The organism is Zobellia sp. OII3 (assembly GCF_002211465.1).
Taxonomy (GTDB): Bacteria; Bacteroidota; Bacteroidia; order Flavobacteriales; family Flavobacteriaceae; genus Zobellia; species Zobellia galactanivorans.
On record NZ_MWRZ01000002.1, the window covers coordinates 398,137 to 415,318 of the forward strand.

A 17,182-nucleotide genomic window follows, 5' to 3' on the forward strand; every position below is an offset into this window, starting at 1 on the left:
GGTTTCGGTAGATATGGGAATAGCACATAAAAAACAAAGTCTTCAAGATCGGATCACACAGCAATGGGTTATTCTTTTTGGAAAGAAAATCGATACGACCGAACACCAATGGCTCTTAGGACCTTTTGGCGGCACCAATGGTATTGGTTTGAAATTTATCGACTACCTGGCCAAAAAAGAAGGTTTACATATGGATCATGGGAAAAGGAACAAGGGATTGATTCAATCGATCGACCAACTCAAGCTGTCTCCCAATGAATTAAATACCTTATCTAAAGATGTGGTTGACTTTTATCAAAACACATCTGATTACGACCTTCGGTTAAAAGTAAAATGGAATCCTTTTTTTAAGGGCTTCGGCGTTTTACTAAACATACTGTTCAGCAAAAGAATAGAGCAACTAAACGTCCCAATAAAAAACATAAAGGACCCGTCAGGATTGACAAGTGAAATAATTCAACTAGTAGACCCCAAAACAAATGAAGTCAAAAGAACGGTCTGGCTCCGAACCTTTAAGTCTACCGATCAAATCGTGTATTCGGGGGTTTATGAAACCTGTACCATACCATCGGGACAGACAGGTATCAAAGCGATATTTCCTTTACCCAATGGAAATGCTACTGTCATTTTAACCCCTAAGGTCGGAAGAAACGGTGAACTCATACTCGATTCCGCAGGACATCGAATAGGGGATAGCGGATTTTACTTTTTGCTGGAAGACTCAAAGGGACAATTATGGACCAAGTTCATTTCCTCATTTAAAGACAAGCTTGTAGTACGAAGTGAACATCAAAGAATTACCGCTACCCAGACCTTGACCTTGTGGAATTTGAGGGTTTTACAATTTGAATACAAAATAAAAAAAGCGGCACATGATAACTAGGCCATGGGCACAATGAATAAAAATAAAGCAAATGCTAAATTTCGACTGTAAGGACAACTACATTTTAGAAGACGACTTTGTCAAATTAAGTCCCCTTAAGATCGAGCACGTCAACGACTTAATTGAAATCGCCAACGAAGCCGATATCTGGAAATACTCTTTCGTAAAAGGCGACGGAATTGAAAACCTGACCCAATACATCCAATCGGCCATTAACAACCGAAAGATAGGGAAGGAGTATCCATTTATCGTTTTTGACAAAATCAAGAATCAATTTGCCGGAAGCACCAGATATTGTGAAATAACCCCTAGTCTGAAAGCCATCCGGTTAGGCTATACTTGGTACGGAAAAGCGTTCAGGGGAACGGGTCTAAACAAACATTGCAAATATCTGTTGTTTGAATTTGCCTTTGAGAAAATGGGAGCTGAAAGAATAGGGCTAGGAGCCTATATCGAAAATAAAATAAGTATTGCGGCAATGGAAAGCGTAGGCTGTAAAAAAGAAGGCATCATGCGGGGAATTTTTCCGGCAACGAACGGAATAGGACGAACCGACTCCGTTTTATTGAGCATTCTAAAAAACGAATGGGATGAAAATGGAAAATCGCAATTAAAAAGCAAGTTGAACATATAGGTACACCGTACCGTATACCATCCTTATGGGAAGAAAGTAGTGGAATCGAATGCCGAAATTTAGAATCCATAGTGCATCCGCTAAAAGAGATACCCCTTGGCCAGTTTTCTTTAGGGGATGTATTGCTTTAGCGCCTATAACTATATAGTACCGATACCCATTTTTTATTGTTGACTTTCATTGTTCAAGCTCACTTATCTTAAAATTAAGACCAACTAAAACCAAAATCATGGGAACAAAACAGAACATTCAAACCATTGACACCTTGTACAAGGCTTTTGCTACCGGCGATATGCCCATTGTTCTGGGCTTGATGCACGCAAAAATCGAATGGAAGGAAGCCGAGAGCAATCCACTTGCGGACGGAAACCCCTACATAGGTCCAGATTCGATCTTAGAAGGCGTATTTGAACGCCTTGGAGCCAAGCACGAGCACTTTGGCGTACAAGACGTAAAAGTCCATGGCATGAGCGATAACATGGTCTTAGCTACCCTAAGGTACAATGCCAAGGTAAAGGCTACCGGAAAAAGTTATAATGCCCAGGCCGCACATTTATGGACACTTAACGATGAAGGAAAGATTACCGCCTTTCAGCAGTATGTCGATACCAAGAAATTGGCCGACGCCGAAATGTAATTTACAGTCCCGTCCCATAATAGGCCCCAATTACAAGACCGTACTATTTCGGGCCAAAGAACAACAACCTATAAGGGCATAATGCCCGAATACAAATTGAAGATGAAGTACATACTTAGCCTCCTTTTTTTACTGATATCGTTTTTCGGTTTTTCCCAAAAGCCATACGATTACACCTTATTGACCTATTCGCAGGTAGGATACGATAACCATATGCCCAAACATGCCATGATTCAAAATACCGATTCTACATTTTTGAGTGCCGATGCCACTTTTATATTAAGAAGGGCCTCAGACCACAAAAAGATACTTAAAGGTAAGATTGGGAAATCTACCAAAAAGTGGAATAAATTCTGGTGGAAAGTCGATTTTTCAGATTGTAAAACGGCCGGCGCCTATGTTTTGGAAATTAGGGACCATAACAAACCTATATTCCAAAGTAAAAAGGAATTACCCATTACCATAGGCAAAAAACGGCTCTGGGACGAAACTTGGTATGCAACCGCACTATCGCACTTACATATACGCGATAGCCTGAGCTATCAACCTGAAGGGGGATGGAAAGATTGTGGCAGTCCCTTACAAGAGGTAAGCAGCCATATCATTATGTTAAACGCCTTATGTGACCTATTGGAATTGGACAAAGAGAACCTATCTCAGGCGCACAAATCGGAAATACACGAACAATTGATAGTGGGGGCGAATTACGTTGCCCTGTGTCAAGACAAGGCGCAAGAACTGGGCTTCAAGGAAGGTGCCGTCATTCATGAAGCCCGGGAGAATTTAAAGGTCGTGACCGGAAATGTGGCTAAAACGGCCATGATAATGGCCAAAATATCGCGTTTGATACGGGCTGAAAACCCTTCGCTTGCCAATGCATATAAAGCCCGCTCCCTAAAATCATATCAATGGATTTCAGAGTATGGCCCCGTGCTTCATTGGGACAATACCGATAATTTCGCCATCACCCACGGCGCGCCTTACGGCATGAAAAGACCGCCCAAGGAATGGATGACCAGGGATTTGGTTATGATGATGTGGGCCTCGCTCGAACTATACAAGTGCGGAGAATTGGAGTATAAAAACAAAGCCGTTGACTATGCTTCAAAAATCATAAAAAGACAAGTACCGAAAGACCGGGCCGAAGATGGCCTTTACGGTCATTTCTACACCTACGACTCTTATGATTTTACCGAAAAAGCCGATATACACTGCGGTGCATGGAATGCCAATTATAAGGCCTATAACCAAGGCGGACACTTTCCCCATTACTTGATTCCGTTAATAGAGATGATGGATCTATGGGGCGATCACCCGAATGCGGTGAGTTGGAAAGCCTGTGTCGATAGTTTCGCTTTTAACTACTTTCTGCCGGCCACCCATCAAAATCCTTTTAAAATACTACCCGCCGGATACTACAAAAACGAGGGATTATTGAACTGGAGTGGATGGTACCACGGACATAATAAAATTTTCGGCTATGCCGCAGGCCTCGCCATGGAGTTTTATAACCTATATCACGACGATAGGTTTATTGAAATCGCCCTTGGTAATTTACAGTGGATATCGGGACTTCACTCAGGCTTCCATGAAAATACGGAAGACTTTTCGGCAAGTATGATCGTTGGAATAGGAAACCGTTCCAAATCGGATTGGGATGCCATGACCGGCACCATAACCAACGGCTTTGAGGCCGATGGTCAGTTCAAACTTAGCAAACCTAAAAAAGAAACCGATCTACCTACGGTTTTCGGCGATGAAGGCGGAATTCACCACCCTGCCGGCTGGATTAGCGGACTCACTCGTTTGTATTATTACCAGAAAAAATAAGTCCTGAAATAGTTCCGTATGCGATGGCGTGGAAATCGACAGTGCAGACACACCGACCCAACCGGCACAAGCCTGCTGTTCGCTCCGCGTAAATAAAAATGCCTTGCAATAAATTTCCGCTGCGGAAGGCTCAGTACTAGGCTTTGAAGGGCGCGCCCAGGGTAGGGGATGTCCTTTCCAGGCCAACAAACCATTCAAAGGTGAGGAATTTCTTATATTAGTCGCTGTGAGTAGGAGGCATTCATGGGGATATCTAATCATTATCAAATATGTGGTCCACACCGAATACCAAGGGAATACGATAACCAACACCTTAAGCACCGATCTAAAAAGCCTACTCTAATTGCTCTTTAACCGCGTATGAAAAAACTCAAAATTTGGACCATAGCCTTACATTCCTTAATTCTTCTAATTCATAAAAGCCTTATTTCCATAATGTTCATCATCGAGTTTTTCTCTATAGGCAGGGGGTTTTCCATGGGTAATAAGTTTTCGGATGCTTTTTCCCATATCTTACTGATGGCTACAATAACCGCTATTTTAGGCAAGTTACTTATCGTGTTAAGTCTCGTAATTAAAAAGACCATTGCCAAAAATGCAATTGGAATTATAGGTGTGCTTTTACTCTACCTTTCATTTAGATACTTGGCATATCCCAGTCTACCTCATACGGATTTTCATAAATGGGCCTTCTGGTCCGGGCTACCTTTTCTTCTGGTGTCTATATTCTTATTTCACGAACAGTATACCGTGCTAAAAGTAAGCTTCAAAAAGAAAAGCACCTAATTTACCCAGTAAACAGGGCTTAAACCATGTGCCGACATTGCACAAAAACGAAGCGGTTTACAGCAAGTACAAGAAGCCTCGAAACACAGACCCTACGCCCCCTTACGAAGAACTTGTCAAAAACTTCTTAAAAACCTTACGTAAATCCGTAAGGCAAGTATTCGTAAAGATGCTAAATTAGAGGTTTAGAAAAAAGATATAGTTGCGCGAGTGCTATAAGTAGGATAGCATCAATAACTATATCCGATTGTTATCGTTAATTAAACATAGTCATGAAGAAAAACAGTTTGGTATATTGTATTAATCCAAGTCAATATGAAATATTTGACGAAAGAATTAATAAACCAATCTGGCACCGAAAACTGGAGAACGGAAAAGAAACTGGTTCAATGGTTTCCCAAGAAATGGATGAAATTAGTTTCCCTAAAAATCCATTCGAATTTTTTGCTCCAAATAACGTAGGAATGCTTCTTTCTATTAGTCAGCGATACAGAAAATTAGCTAAAGAATTATATGATGAAAAGATAAATCCGAAAAATACCAATCATTCTTTGGTTCAGACCGGTATGGATAAGAAGAAGTTTTTACAGGAAAAATCCATAGTTGCTGCAGATTACATTGAATTAATTTAAATTTCTATTGTATTCGCATATACGGCAATTGAATCTTTTGTAAATCTTAGTATACCAGATGACTACAAATATGAAGCTAAAGTTAAAAACAAGGGCATAACTGAGATTTATGATAAAGTAGCAATTGAAAGATGGGTATCAATGAGTGATAAACTCTCTAATATTCTAACTGATATATATTCAACTTCAAAAATTGAATCTCAAAAATTTTGGAGCAACCTGAAATCTCTCGAAAAGAATAGACATAATATCATTCATCAAAAATCAATAAACCGAACTGAGTTCTATAAAGAATATTTTAAAGAAAGTATTTTCAAGCAAATTGACTGTGCTCAATCTGTATTGCAATTCTTTTACGATACTCACTCAAAAGAAAACAAAACCAATCCTTTATGGCCTTGGACTATTGGAAAGGAAAAAGCATTCCCAACTGCAGGATTCGAATCAGAAAAATTTGAAGTTATAGGGAATCTTTATGAAGGTAAAAAGAAAACAAAAAAACGATAATACTAGTAACCGTTGCACAACCCGTCATCAGGAATAAATTGATAGTTTTTGAATCATTATAAATAATTAAAAACCAATACATTAGATAGTTATATTTTATAAAAAAAAATGACCTAACAAGTAGGTATTGATGGAATTTATGGTTGTGCAACAAGCACAATGGCTATAAGTAATCGCTTGTTCTCGCATCCTTCTGTAAATCCTTGCCACTAGCCCTAACCGAGACTTTCACATAATTATGAAAAAAATACTAGCATACTTCATTCTATTCCACTTCATGACTTCCTGCAATTCTGTTTTTAGTCAACAAATAGAAATCACGAAAGAAGAAAACTCTTCAATAGAAAAATTGTTGATGAGTAAAAGCATTGATTTTATTAAAAAGAATGATTTTCAGAATTGGGACGTTGGATTATATGGTGAAAGCATAGACTCTACAATCACTACAATGTATAAATCATATTATACAATTGATTGGGAAAAAGAAAATGCTATACCAAATGTTTTCTACAATAAAATCCCTTTAAAAGAACCTGCGTTCTTAACAAACAAGAATGATGAATTAAAAATATTTACTGCAACTGTTGGAAACACGCACCCAATAGAAGTCAGAGAATTAGATACTTTTAATAATGATCAAGTAATCAATCTTAAAACAATACTAACTGAAAAATACGGGAAACCAACTTATTACGAAGAAAACACTTACCAAGGAAATGTATATTATTGGGATGTAGAAAATAAAGTTATTAGGCTTAGTATAGAAAATGAATGTCTATGCAAAAATGCCAGATCCTATAGACCAAAAGATTATAATGGAACACCAAAAGGTGGGAGGTTTGGGTTACTCACTGTTTATTATGGAATTAAACCTCAATTTTTTTAAAATATGAAAACAAACGTATTTTTTATAATCTGCTTTATGCTTATTTCTCAATCTGTTTTATCTCAAAACACCTATTGGAAATACGAAAAAACGAAGACAGTACTAGCTACAGCTATAGACATTGAGGCATATATAGACCTATTTACCGAAAACGATTATGCTGAATATAACCCAGAATCTAAAGAGATTATATTGTATATGTATGAAGCAAATATGAAACCTACGAATCTTAAAGAAGAGAATGAAAAATATGAAATACTCCAATATAGCTTTAAAATCAACAATGACCGTTTAAAGATTTTAATAAGAGCCGGAGTTGACGATATTTATTTTATAACTTTCAGAAAAGTGGACATGACCAAAAAAGATTTTAGAAAGAAAATAAAAGAACTAAAAGATTAACTATACACAATAATGGTAAGCGTTCCGCAAGTCCTTGAACAGCGAAAAAAACACCTTCTTTAAGCCCTTTTCAGCGACTTTTTGTTCTTAGGCAGGTCTTTGCTCTGTGGTCGTTGGGCAGCCCAAAAGAGTGAAGAACTGTTGGCGCAGGACCATTTCACATACCCACCCTTACAAAGGACTTGTCAAAAACTTTCTTAAAAACCTTACGTAAATCTGTAAGGCAGGTATTCGTAAAGGTGTTAAATTAGAGGTTTAGAAAAAACATATAGGTTCGCTAGTGCTATACGTAGGATAGCATTAATAATTATATCCGATTGGTTAGCAAAAATTAAAAAATGAATTTCAAAAACAGATATAAAAAAATCATATTTCTAATAACAATATTTATTCTAACTACAGCTTGTAGCCAAACAGAAAAAAAATACCACGAAAATGGAAAACTAAAAGAAATTGGGAAATATAAAGATAACAAAAAGACTGGTATTTGGAATCTATATTATGATAATGGTCAATTAGATAAAACAATTGAATATCTCAATGGAGAAAAAAATGGTGAATGGAAGTCTTATCACTACAATGGTCAATTAGAAACTATAGGAGAGTTTAAAAACGGAAAAGAAAATGGTGAGTGGAATTCTTTTTATTCGTCGGGTCAACTAAAAGAAATTAGACAATACAAAGATGGAATATGGTTTGGAGAATGGAAATCTTATCACAGTAATGGGCAATTAGAAGTTATTGGAAGTATTGAAAACTCAAAGGAAATTGGAGAATGGAAATGGTACGATTACAATGGGGAATTAGAATTAATCGGAACGTTTAAAGAAGGTAAGGAAATTGGAGAATGGAAATCATATTACGGTTTTAATGAATCACAGTTAAAAAACATTGGCAAATACAGTAACGGAGAAAAAATAGGTAAATGGGAAACTTATTATATAACAGGTGAACTTTGGTCAATAACTAATTATGAAAATGGAAAAAAGTCTGGAGAGTATAAATCATTCTCACAGAATGGAGAAATAGTGGAATATGGACAATTCAAAAAAGGAAAAAAAATAGGAGAATGGAAATTCTATGATGAGGAAATTGAGAGCTACTTTGAGGGTAAATATAATGAAAATGGGCAAAAGATAGGAAAAGGTATATACTACTACCCTAGTAATAGAAAAATTAAAGCAGTAGGTTTTTATGAAAAAGGAAATAAAATTGGTGAATGGAAATATTATTTAAAAAATGGTAAGCTTGATAGAATTGAAAATAGAGAATAATAACATTTGCCAACAAAAGTAACCATTGCTCAAGCCATTGATAAGCCAAAAAACGAATTCATATAAGCCCCTTGAAGGGGCTTTTTGTTTTTAGGCCGGTCTTTGCACGTTGGTCGTTGGGCAGCCCAGAAGAGCGAAGAACAGTTGGCGCAGGACCTTTTCGGTTCTTTTCAAGGAACCAAATGCCCCCAAAACAGGGAAACCTTCAAAGCGACCCGGTTTTTCCGAAGCGCCACCTAAAAATTTATCTTGGTTCCTGAAGTAACTTAAAAAACGACAAAGGCCTTTCTGTATCATCAGAGCGCCTTTGTCGTTTAATTGAAATTGTTATTGTGTTTATTGGACAATAAGTTTTGTACTCTGACCATTCGAATTGATAAAGTACATTCCTTTAGCAAATCCTTCTAGTGATATTTTCTGATTTTCGGAAACCACACTTACTTTTTTCACTACTTGACCTGCACTATTATAGATGATTATACTACTTCCAATTTCACTATTGGGAACAGTCACAAAATCATCTGTTTTTGCGGGGTTAGGATATAAAAATTCCGTAGTTTCCACAGGATCTTCCAATGTTAATCCTTTTGCCGCTAACAAATTAGCGCTGTTGCTCGTAACTTTTCTAATCCAGATTCTTGTAATGGACCACACATCCCCGCCATTACCAACTGAAAATCGCAAATCTAGTTTTCCGTCGTTGACATTTACGTCAAACGACCTACTAACATATTGCCCGGCATTGGTGTTTATGTTTGTTAATTTATTTTGCCCTTCGGCCGCGACGTTCATATTTTTTCGGGCATAGGTGTCCCCAAAAGTGATCAATACGTTATAAGTGCCATTGGATAGGTCTTGAGTGAAGAACCTAGTTTGTGAACTAAAATTAATATCACGGTTTATATTGTTCCTTCCGTTAGAAGCCCCACGATCTCTTGATCCGATGTCATTGGTGTTCGCCCATCCAAAATTACCAGCCCTAGTGGTGTTGGAAACCCGTGTATACCCTGGCCATACTGCCGAGGTGTCCGTTCCTAAATCATATTGAAATTCAGTGGCACCGTCGTTACCGTTGTTTCCACCTCCACTTACCGCAACAGGCTTGTACACACGTATCCAATCGACCCAGAAGATATTTTTGCTATCATCGGCCAGTTCTTCTTGAGTAGCCGCAGGCCTCCAATCTGTTTGATTTTCACAATCAATAATAATATTTGTTGCCTGATTCAACCCTGTTCCGCCGAGATGATTATTAGGATCAATTTCGGCTCTTGTGACCGTTCTAACCTTTACCCCGTCAATATAATATTCCAATGTAAATGGATCTTTCCAATAACATCCATAACGGTGATATGCTGAACGCCATGGTGTACCTCCGTTGTAATACCATGTAGCGTCTCCCATAGGCTGATAATCCGTAAAGGGGTTACGAATAAATGTATGGTGGCTCAAATGCATTCTTTGGGCGAACCAAGTCCCCCCCCGATCACTGCCATAGCCTTCCATAATATCAATTTCCTGAGTCTCGTCGTCAGTCAAGGTCCAGAAAGCATTTGCTAGTACCTGGTCCATTATCTTGGCCTTAATTTCCATATACACCGGGTACTGGATCTTATTTTTGGAGGTGATAATTCCGTTGTAAGATTTTCCATTCCCTGCTGGTTGTGCCTGAATTGCCAATTGAGAACCATTGGTCCATGCCTGCGGCGCATTAAAAATTGTTGATCCAGGACCAGTCCATCCATTGATATAGGAAGGTTTCCATTTACTAGTAAAGGCAGTAGGCCTATTTCCTTCACTACTTGTGTAATTAAAACTATCCGAAACATTATCCTGTAATTGCCAAGTCATACCATTTCCGGGATTGGCAGGTACAGGAATTCCGTTCCAGTCCTGTGCAGCGATAGAGCCACACAAAAGAAAAATAAAATACAGTAAAAGATAATTTTTTTTCATGATAATGTAATTTTAGGGGTTAATAAAAATGTATTCAACAAACAAACAGATGAATCATCGCCAAATATACAATGCCGTGTCTGTTTTCTAGGTTTTACCAACTCGACAAAAACTGAACAAAGATGTTTTTTGTGTTAAATTTTCCTACAATATTAGTAAAGAATAATCCTATTAATACAGTAGGCTTTTGAAGCTATTTTATCAATACTACACCCTAATAGGCTAGGGCTTCATAGACGCCTGTAGAGAAGTGTCAAATATGGGAAGGTATCCGAACCCGCCAAATGAAGGACTGGAAATGTCCCTGCTATTGGCCGAGTATTTTGAATATTACAATAAGGAAAGAAAATATGAATCCATAGCTTATCATAGACCGATGGACATGTTTGGAAAAGTAGCATCAATTAACCGAGATATGTATAAAGGCTATCCTACTTATTGGGGAATGAACATAGAGCGAACTATACACGAAACCTATTCTTCGATTTTAATGAGGTTGGTGTACTTTTTTATTGTTTTGTCAACGGTTTTATCCTTCAGCTTTATTTTTTTATAGGTATTGTTCTTTATGGCAGCAGGAAAGCCCCTGTTCTCTATAATATAGTCCAACACATCTTCTTTATCTTCGGGGCTAAGGAGACGTTTCTTTTTTTCCTGACCATCAACGATTAAGTTTTCTCCTTTGAAAGTAAATTCTGCGTTTTCAAATTTCCTGATCTCATCGCTAGTTACATTATAGGCAATGATAAAATCGTTATATGCGTGAAGGGTTTCAGCTTCAAGTATGCTATGCAGTATTTTGGACTGACCATCCTTGGTTTTGATACCTAATTTTAAGGAGGTGGGTTTCTTTACATCTACTTGAAAAGTTTCATAACTATGCGAATAATTTTCCATTGCTTGCTGGGGATCATCGTCCAAGGCATACCATTGCTTGTTCAATTGCAGTAAGGGTTTACTTGGAGAATCGTAATTATAATACTGAATGCGAATGGTGTCTTTTAGGGTATCGTCCTTTCTGCCATACACTGCAAAGGCCTGCTTTTGTTCTTTGGGCACTTGTAGTTTCAAGGATCCCTTTTTTAAATGATAGGCTCCGTACATAACCAGGTCCATACTGCCCACACTTAGTGAGAAGAAAAACTGGTGGGTGTCTAAAAAGACTATGGAACTTGCCATTTCAAAACCGCCCATGTTATACCCGCCTTCCACCGTATCGGAACCTTTTGAAAAGGCTTGTAAGCGCTCTTGTTCTTCACTGTCTACCACTACATTTTCCCTAATCCGTACCCCATTTTTATAAGCACGGTATTCATCATTGAACAAGACTATACCTTCAAATGGTTTTCCGTCTTTATAGGTTGCCTCTGCAAGTACTTCCCCGTCATAATAAAAAGCGGCATAGGCCCCTTCTTTTATTCCCGCTTTTGCATGGTAATACCCTATGGTCATATCCCTGGCTACATTGTAGAATCTTTGTTGGCCTTCTTCCTTGCCATCCTTTAAATTCACAATAATGGGGATTTTAGACCAACCGGTAAATTGTCTTTTTTCAACAAAAGTCCCGTCCTGTTTTAGGCCTTCTTTATAAAATCCTTCGGCAATTTTCTTTCCCTTGTTCCATACCGTTTCCTTTCCATTTTTGGTCCCCTTGGTATAGGTTGTGATATAGGTCAGGTTATCCTCATCTTCCGTCTCAAAAGTACCTTCGTAAGGTTCGTTATCTTTGTAGATGCCGGAATAAATTACGTCGCCATTATTGTCATACCTCGTATAGGGGCCGTTAAATCCCCCATGTTCAATTTTTGTAATGGATTTTATACCTTTTACGTATCCACACCGATTTCCTTTGAAAAAGCTTATGGCCGCGCCATCCAAAACTTTTTCATCCATACAGTTGTTTTTTTGGATTACCCTTCCGGATTTGTCGTAAAAGATCTCTGTGTTTTCATCATAACAACCCTTATCGGGGCAAATACGTTCATAGGCCAGTATTTTAGTGTTTTCATAATACAATTGCTCTGCTATTATACGCCCCTCTTTATACTGTATAAAACATTTACTAATCCCTTCGTTTGCCCTGCCATCTTTATAGTGCAATGTGGTCAGTAATTTACCTTCCTTGTCATAGGATTTGGAGGATTGCCATTCGCCATCCAAAACTTCGGCATCACTTTTTACGGCACCATTTTCATAATAAGAGGTGATCGCTCCGTTCTCTTTCTTATTTTTATAGGTAATCGTTGTTTTTTTATGACCATTGGGATAATACCACACTACGGTACCGTCGTAATAAGTATTGGCGCCCAAAGGTGCCGCTTCCGTAGCGTCCATCCTTAGCTCCCATCCCTCAAATTGCAGGGTGCCATCGATATAATAGTCTTTTACCAAATATTTATTCCCGTCTTGCTTTAACGGCAAGGGCCTGTAAAAACTGGCATTTGATTTTGTGGTTTCGCCCCAATTGTGATCGTAATAAATGGTGTCATTTTGGGCGTTTATTTCGGTTTGAAAGAATAGGGTAAAAACTAAAAGGCAAAGGGTGTAGTATTTTGTGTTCATGATTTTATTTTAATTAGGCGGAAATGGCACCGCACATAGCAAATTTAGGCGTTAATAGATAGGGGACACGGTAAAGACGGGTAGGGGGGATAGGTAGGCTTGGTTCCCTTTTCCAAAGCTAAAAAAGCGGGTGGAATCGAGAAATTATTCGCCCCATTAGGGCAAGTGTCGCCCCCTTGGCAATTTATGTTTTTACTAAACTTGATGGCAATATGTGAAATAGGATTTTTCTTTTAATCTTATAATTAATTTACTAGCCTAAACCAACCCTTAAATTTTAGTGGAAAAAAATATGTTCACCCCGAATCCCATAAGGCCTATGCTTCAATTCAAGCTTAGCTACGCACTATTGGGGATATGGGCACAGAACGGATATAACATTTACAAAAAAAAACAAGGATTACTTTATGAGGCTATAAACGGTAATTTGTTTAAAATATTTTCAGGGAAAATGAACCCCGTCCCCATGTTGATGAAGATGACACCTATACAAGTACCCCTTAAAACCGAACCTGCCCTTGCCAAACTATTGGGCATCACGGAAAATCAATGCCAAGCCTTGTTTTAACTAAAATCCGAGGCCCCATTAAGGGAGCAACGCCACCAGAGATCCAAATAAAGTCAATTCGCCGTTATTTTCAACTTGCACATTTATGGTGTTAGGGCCAAAACTATTTGAAATGTATTGTGAACGTCGTTCCTACATTAACCTTGCTAGATGCAGAGATAACGCCGCCCATGGCTTCAATCTGCGTTCTTGTCAAAAATAAACCTACACCTTTTGCATCAGGATGTCTGTGAAAAACCTTATTCAATCCAAACAATTTATGCCCGTGTTGCTCTAAATCAATACCGAGTCCATTGTCATGGAACTTAAGTATGGTTTTTTCGTTTTCAATCTCTGTGGTAATACGTATTTCCGGTAAGCGGTCTTCCGATTTATATTTGATCGCATTTCCGACCAAATTGAGGAAAATGCTTTCCATGTAAATTCTATTATAGGGAATGGTAGAAACCTTGGAAAAGTCGCTCTTGATGATGACACCGGACTTTAATATTGCCCCACTAAGAATTTCTTTGGTATCTAATAGCACATCGGCCAAATTGATCTCTTCAAGGTCTTCCCCTGAATCACTGATCTTTGTTTTTAATGCATCGACCAAGGTATTAAGCGTTAAGGTCAGATGTTGAACAACTATTTTAAACTTGCTAAATATATCAATACGGTCTACTTCATTTTCCGACTGATCATATATTTGAAGTAAGGCATTAAGGTTGGCCACTGGGGCCCTTAAATTATGAGAGGTTATATGGGTGAAATCTGCAAGCTGCTTGTTTTGTGCGGACAGCGTTTGAGCTACGAGTTCTAAATTATTTTTTGCGTCATTAATTTTTTGTTCGGCTAATTTCTGTTTAGTAATATCACGTATAGCAGCGGAAACCAACAAACCCTCTTCTGTGTGAAGAGGACTCAAACTTATTTGAATGGGTACTTCTTTCCCATTTTTTTTTAATGCGAACAACTCTCTGCCATCGCCCATTTCTCGTGATATCGGGGAATGGAAAAAACGATTTCGGTGGTTGGAATGTTTATGATAAAATCTAGCGGGTATTAAGATTTCTACCGGTTTATTAACTAACTCTTCTGGTGTATATCCAAATAATTTTTCCGATTGTTTATTGATCAACTGTATAACTCCTTTATCATTTACGATAACCATGGCGTCAGGAGCAGATTCTAGAAGCCCTCTGAACTTCCTTTCCTCCATTTTAATTTCAGTAACATCTTGGCAAGTGCCGATCATTTCTATAATCTGGCCTTTTTCGTTTGTAAAAACTTCCCCAAAAAGTTGAATTGTTTTGACCTTGCCCGAGGTTGTTATTATACGATGCGTAAAGCTCTCCCACTTTTTGTCGTTTTCTACGTTCTCAAAATGTTGATCGACAATTTTTATATCCTTAGGATGGACAAACCTATAATACGAGTCAAAATTAAGGTCGGATATGTCTTCGTCAAGCTCTAAAATTTTATAGAAATTTTGTGACCATTTCACCTTATCGGCAACTGTATCCCATTTCCAACTGGCCATCATTGAAATCTGTTCCGCAAAATTCAAAAGCTGATTTTTTTTCAGTAATTCATTCTCAACGTACTTTATTTCAGAAATATCTTTTGAGATTGCAATAAACCCTTCATTTTCATTGTCGCGATTTTTTATACCCGTTATTGTAGAGATGACGTAAACCGGCGAACCATCTTTTTTATAATACGTCCATTCACGAGTGTCGTTTAACTCTATTTTATGAAAATTTACATAATGATCAAAGGTGGCCGGGTCTCTTCCGTTAAGTTCTGCTATGTCATTTCTAAATTTTATTATTTCTTCCTCGCCAATATATAATCTAGGCTTTTCTTTTCCTACCATTTCAGCCGCAGAATACCCCAATAAAGCCTCGGCACCCTGGTTAAAACGTTTAATAACACCCTTCTTATCCGTTGATACGATCATAATCGATTTAGAATCGAATATAGCCTGCAATTCAGAATGGGCCTTATTTAATTGTTGTTCGGCAAATTTTGTTTTATCAATGTCTTGTATTATTCCAAAAAGCCTAGATGGTTTTCCATTCGAGTATTCTGCCCTTCCAACCACCCTAGTCCAACAGACATTACCTTTGGCTGTAATAATTTCTAATTCTAAATTAAAATGAGTGCCGTCAGCCTCAGCATTATCAAACGCATTTAGTAATTTATCCCTACTTTCTCCTTCTTTGAAAAAGTTAATTCCATTATCAAAAACGGGGATAAAGTCTTCTGAAACCTCGTGTATTTCACGAGTTATTTTATTCCAATACACCACTTTTGTTATAAGATTCAACTCCCAAGCCCCTATTCTCGCAATTTCATTTGTTTTTTCAAATATGTCATCAATTCTGGCTTTTTCCAGCTCTTTTTCCTTTCGACGTGTAATATCGCCAGTATGCATTAAAATTCCGCCAATTTTGTCCTCTGATATAAACCAAGGGCGAACATCCCAATAGATCCATTGTATGGAACCATTTTTACGCTTAAAAGCCGTTTCTTCACAAATATCCGTAGCTCCGTTTAGGCATCTCTTGTGCATAGCTTTCCAATCATCACCTATTTCAGGAAAAATTTCATAGTGCGAACGGCCTATTATTTCAATTCCTTCCAGGCCATAATCTTTTATCCATGATCGAGATGCTGCAATGTAGCGCATGTCATTATCGACCATAGCCATTGCGGTAGAAGCCTGGTCAATGAACATTTTCTGATACTCTTTCTGTGACTTCGAATCGTTTTTAGCTACACCCAATGATTCTAATTTTATAGAAATTTTATTTAAGGTAATGAAAATTAGTGATGTAGAATAGAATAGTTGGCTTGAGTAGCTGTTTTTACCTAATAAAAAAAATCTTACAACATTTAAACGAATTATCGTAATAATAAACTGTTTTTTTTATATAACCCAATAGTCTTGACATTGTATGGGGTAGTAGATCGAATAGACGTATTTACGAACATGGGGCTTTTGGGTTTTCTTAAGCCTACGGTAATCGATTCCGTCAAATCTGCACACCGGTAAATACATTGTCCTGATCAAATATTATCGTGGGTGCCGAATATCATCATAGGCCGTTCCGTAATTATTATTAAATTCCCGCAGGAATTTCGAAATGATTTTATGCAAATGGACTTCACGCAAAGCGTAAAAAATGAATATAGCTACATTTGAGGCGAATTGCACCCAACCTACTTGCGGACATAAATTTGACGCCCCGTTATTATCGAATTTCAGCTATGGGGAATATATTTATAGTTCAAACGACGGTATGGAAATTAAATATTTTTGTGGTTTAAAAAGTGAAGCCTGGAAGCTTATTGGAGAAATAATATCCGAAGCGGATGAAAAAGATAAAACACTAAAAATTGGTCCTACTATTCAAAGGTTAATCGGACTTGTTGCAGACAGGAAAAATCCTGATTCCTATTTCACTCAAGATATCTATTGTCCAAAATGTCGCTCAAAAGTTTTCACTATCGATTCTGATAAAAAAACAGGAATTAACGATTACCTAACTTTGACATTTGAAAATTTCATGAATTTACCTGAGCTTAAACGAAAATATTTAATAGAGAGCTTGATAATGGAACAATAAATTCAAAGAAC

The 17,182-nt window shown here is 37.7% G+C and carries 16 protein-coding genes; 12 read left to right on the forward strand and 4 right to left on the reverse strand.

The annotated features are described in order from the left end of the window. The first annotated feature begins 13 nt into the window (after positions 1–13). The 10 genes from B4Q04_RS08850 to B4Q04_RS08895 all read left to right on the forward strand — a co-directional run bounded on the left by B4Q04_RS08850 (position 14) and on the right by B4Q04_RS08895 (position 8,471). Complete coding sequence (locus B4Q04_RS08850; protein WP_013995521.1) at positions 14–883, forward strand: hypothetical protein; 870 nt, start codon at positions 14–16, stop codon at positions 881–883. Positions 884–914: 31 nt separating this feature from the next. Then, the gene (locus tag B4Q04_RS08855; protein ID WP_088696589.1) at positions 915–1,517 is read left to right on the forward strand and encodes a GNAT family N-acetyltransferase; all 603 of its coding nucleotides are present in this window, start codon (positions 915–917) and stop codon (positions 1,515–1,517) included. Positions 1,518–1,746: 229 nt separating this feature from the next. Next, a complete protein-coding gene (locus B4Q04_RS08860; protein WP_088696590.1) occupies positions 1,747–2,154 on the forward strand; it encodes a nuclear transport factor 2 family protein in 408 nt (135 codons plus the stop codon). 102 nt (positions 2,155–2,256) lie between these two features. Continuing rightward, positions 2,257–3,984 (forward strand): cellulase N-terminal Ig-like domain-containing protein, encoded by a 1,728-nt coding sequence (locus tag B4Q04_RS08865; RefSeq protein ID WP_161496056.1) that lies wholly within the window; start codon positions 2,257–2,259, stop codon positions 3,982–3,984. Between the two features lie 360 nt (positions 3,985–4,344). Continuing rightward, the gene (locus B4Q04_RS08870) at positions 4,345–4,770 is read left to right on the forward strand and encodes a hypothetical protein (protein ID WP_088696592.1); all 426 of its coding nucleotides are present in this window, start codon (positions 4,345–4,347) and stop codon (positions 4,768–4,770) included. A 272-nt stretch (positions 4,771–5,042) separates the two neighbouring features. Continuing rightward, positions 5,043–5,402: a hypothetical protein gene (locus tag B4Q04_RS08875; protein WP_088696593.1), complete on the forward strand. Its 360-nt coding sequence runs from the start codon at positions 5,043–5,045 to the stop codon at positions 5,400–5,402. A 141-nt stretch (positions 5,403–5,543) separates the two neighbouring features. After that, positions 5,544–5,909 (forward strand): hypothetical protein, encoded by a 366-nt coding sequence (locus B4Q04_RS08880; RefSeq protein ID WP_088696594.1) that lies wholly within the window; start codon positions 5,544–5,546, stop codon positions 5,907–5,909. A 238-nt stretch (positions 5,910–6,147) separates the two neighbouring features. Further along, on the forward strand, positions 6,148–6,795 hold the full coding sequence (locus B4Q04_RS08885; RefSeq protein ID WP_088696595.1) for a hypothetical protein: 648 nt from the start codon (positions 6,148–6,150) through the stop codon (positions 6,793–6,795). A gap of 3 nt (positions 6,796–6,798) precedes the next feature. Further along, positions 6,799–7,197, forward strand: coding sequence for a hypothetical protein (locus B4Q04_RS08890; RefSeq protein ID WP_088696596.1), 399 nt, complete (start codon positions 6,799–6,801; stop codon positions 7,195–7,197). A 338-nt stretch (positions 7,198–7,535) separates the two neighbouring features. After that, positions 7,536–8,471: a toxin-antitoxin system YwqK family antitoxin gene (locus B4Q04_RS08895; RefSeq protein ID WP_088696597.1), complete on the forward strand. Its 936-nt coding sequence runs from the start codon at positions 7,536–7,538 to the stop codon at positions 8,469–8,471. A 90-nt stretch (positions 8,472–8,561) separates the two neighbouring features. Here the strand turns inward: B4Q04_RS08895 and B4Q04_RS08900 are convergent, their stop codons facing one another. The 3 genes from B4Q04_RS08900 to B4Q04_RS08910 form a co-directional block, all read right to left on the reverse strand. Then, a complete protein-coding gene (locus B4Q04_RS08900; protein WP_088696598.1) occupies positions 8,562–8,768 on the reverse strand; it encodes a hypothetical protein in 207 nt (68 codons plus the stop codon). 39 nt (positions 8,769–8,807) lie between these two features. Beyond that, positions 8,808–10,427: a beta-agarase AgaA gene (gene agaA, locus B4Q04_RS08905; RefSeq protein WP_088696599.1), complete on the reverse strand. Its 1,620-nt coding sequence runs from the start codon at positions 10,425–10,427 to the stop codon at positions 8,808–8,810. Between the two features lie 474 nt (positions 10,428–10,901). Further along, positions 10,902–12,989, reverse strand: a complete 2,088-nt coding sequence (locus B4Q04_RS08910) for a toxin-antitoxin system YwqK family antitoxin (protein WP_088696600.1) — start codon at positions 12,987–12,989, stop codon at positions 10,902–10,904. Between the two features lie 319 nt (positions 12,990–13,308). On the opposite strand from B4Q04_RS08910, the gene B4Q04_RS08915 reads away from it, so the two are divergent. Then, positions 13,309–13,557: a hypothetical protein gene (locus B4Q04_RS08915; RefSeq protein WP_123772350.1), complete on the forward strand. Its 249-nt coding sequence runs from the start codon at positions 13,309–13,311 to the stop codon at positions 13,555–13,557. A 103-nt stretch (positions 13,558–13,660) separates the two neighbouring features. On the opposite strand, the gene B4Q04_RS08920 is transcribed toward B4Q04_RS08915, so the two are convergent. Beyond that, positions 13,661–16,327: a PAS domain S-box protein gene (locus B4Q04_RS08920; RefSeq protein WP_088696602.1), complete on the reverse strand. Its 2,667-nt coding sequence runs from the start codon at positions 16,325–16,327 to the stop codon at positions 13,661–13,663. A 400-nt stretch (positions 16,328–16,727) separates the two neighbouring features. Between B4Q04_RS08920 and B4Q04_RS08925 the strand changes: the two genes are divergently transcribed. Continuing rightward, complete coding sequence (locus tag B4Q04_RS08925) at positions 16,728–17,171, forward strand: hypothetical protein (RefSeq protein WP_088696603.1); 444 nt, start codon at positions 16,728–16,730, stop codon at positions 17,169–17,171. Positions 17,172–17,182: the final 11 nt, after the last annotated feature.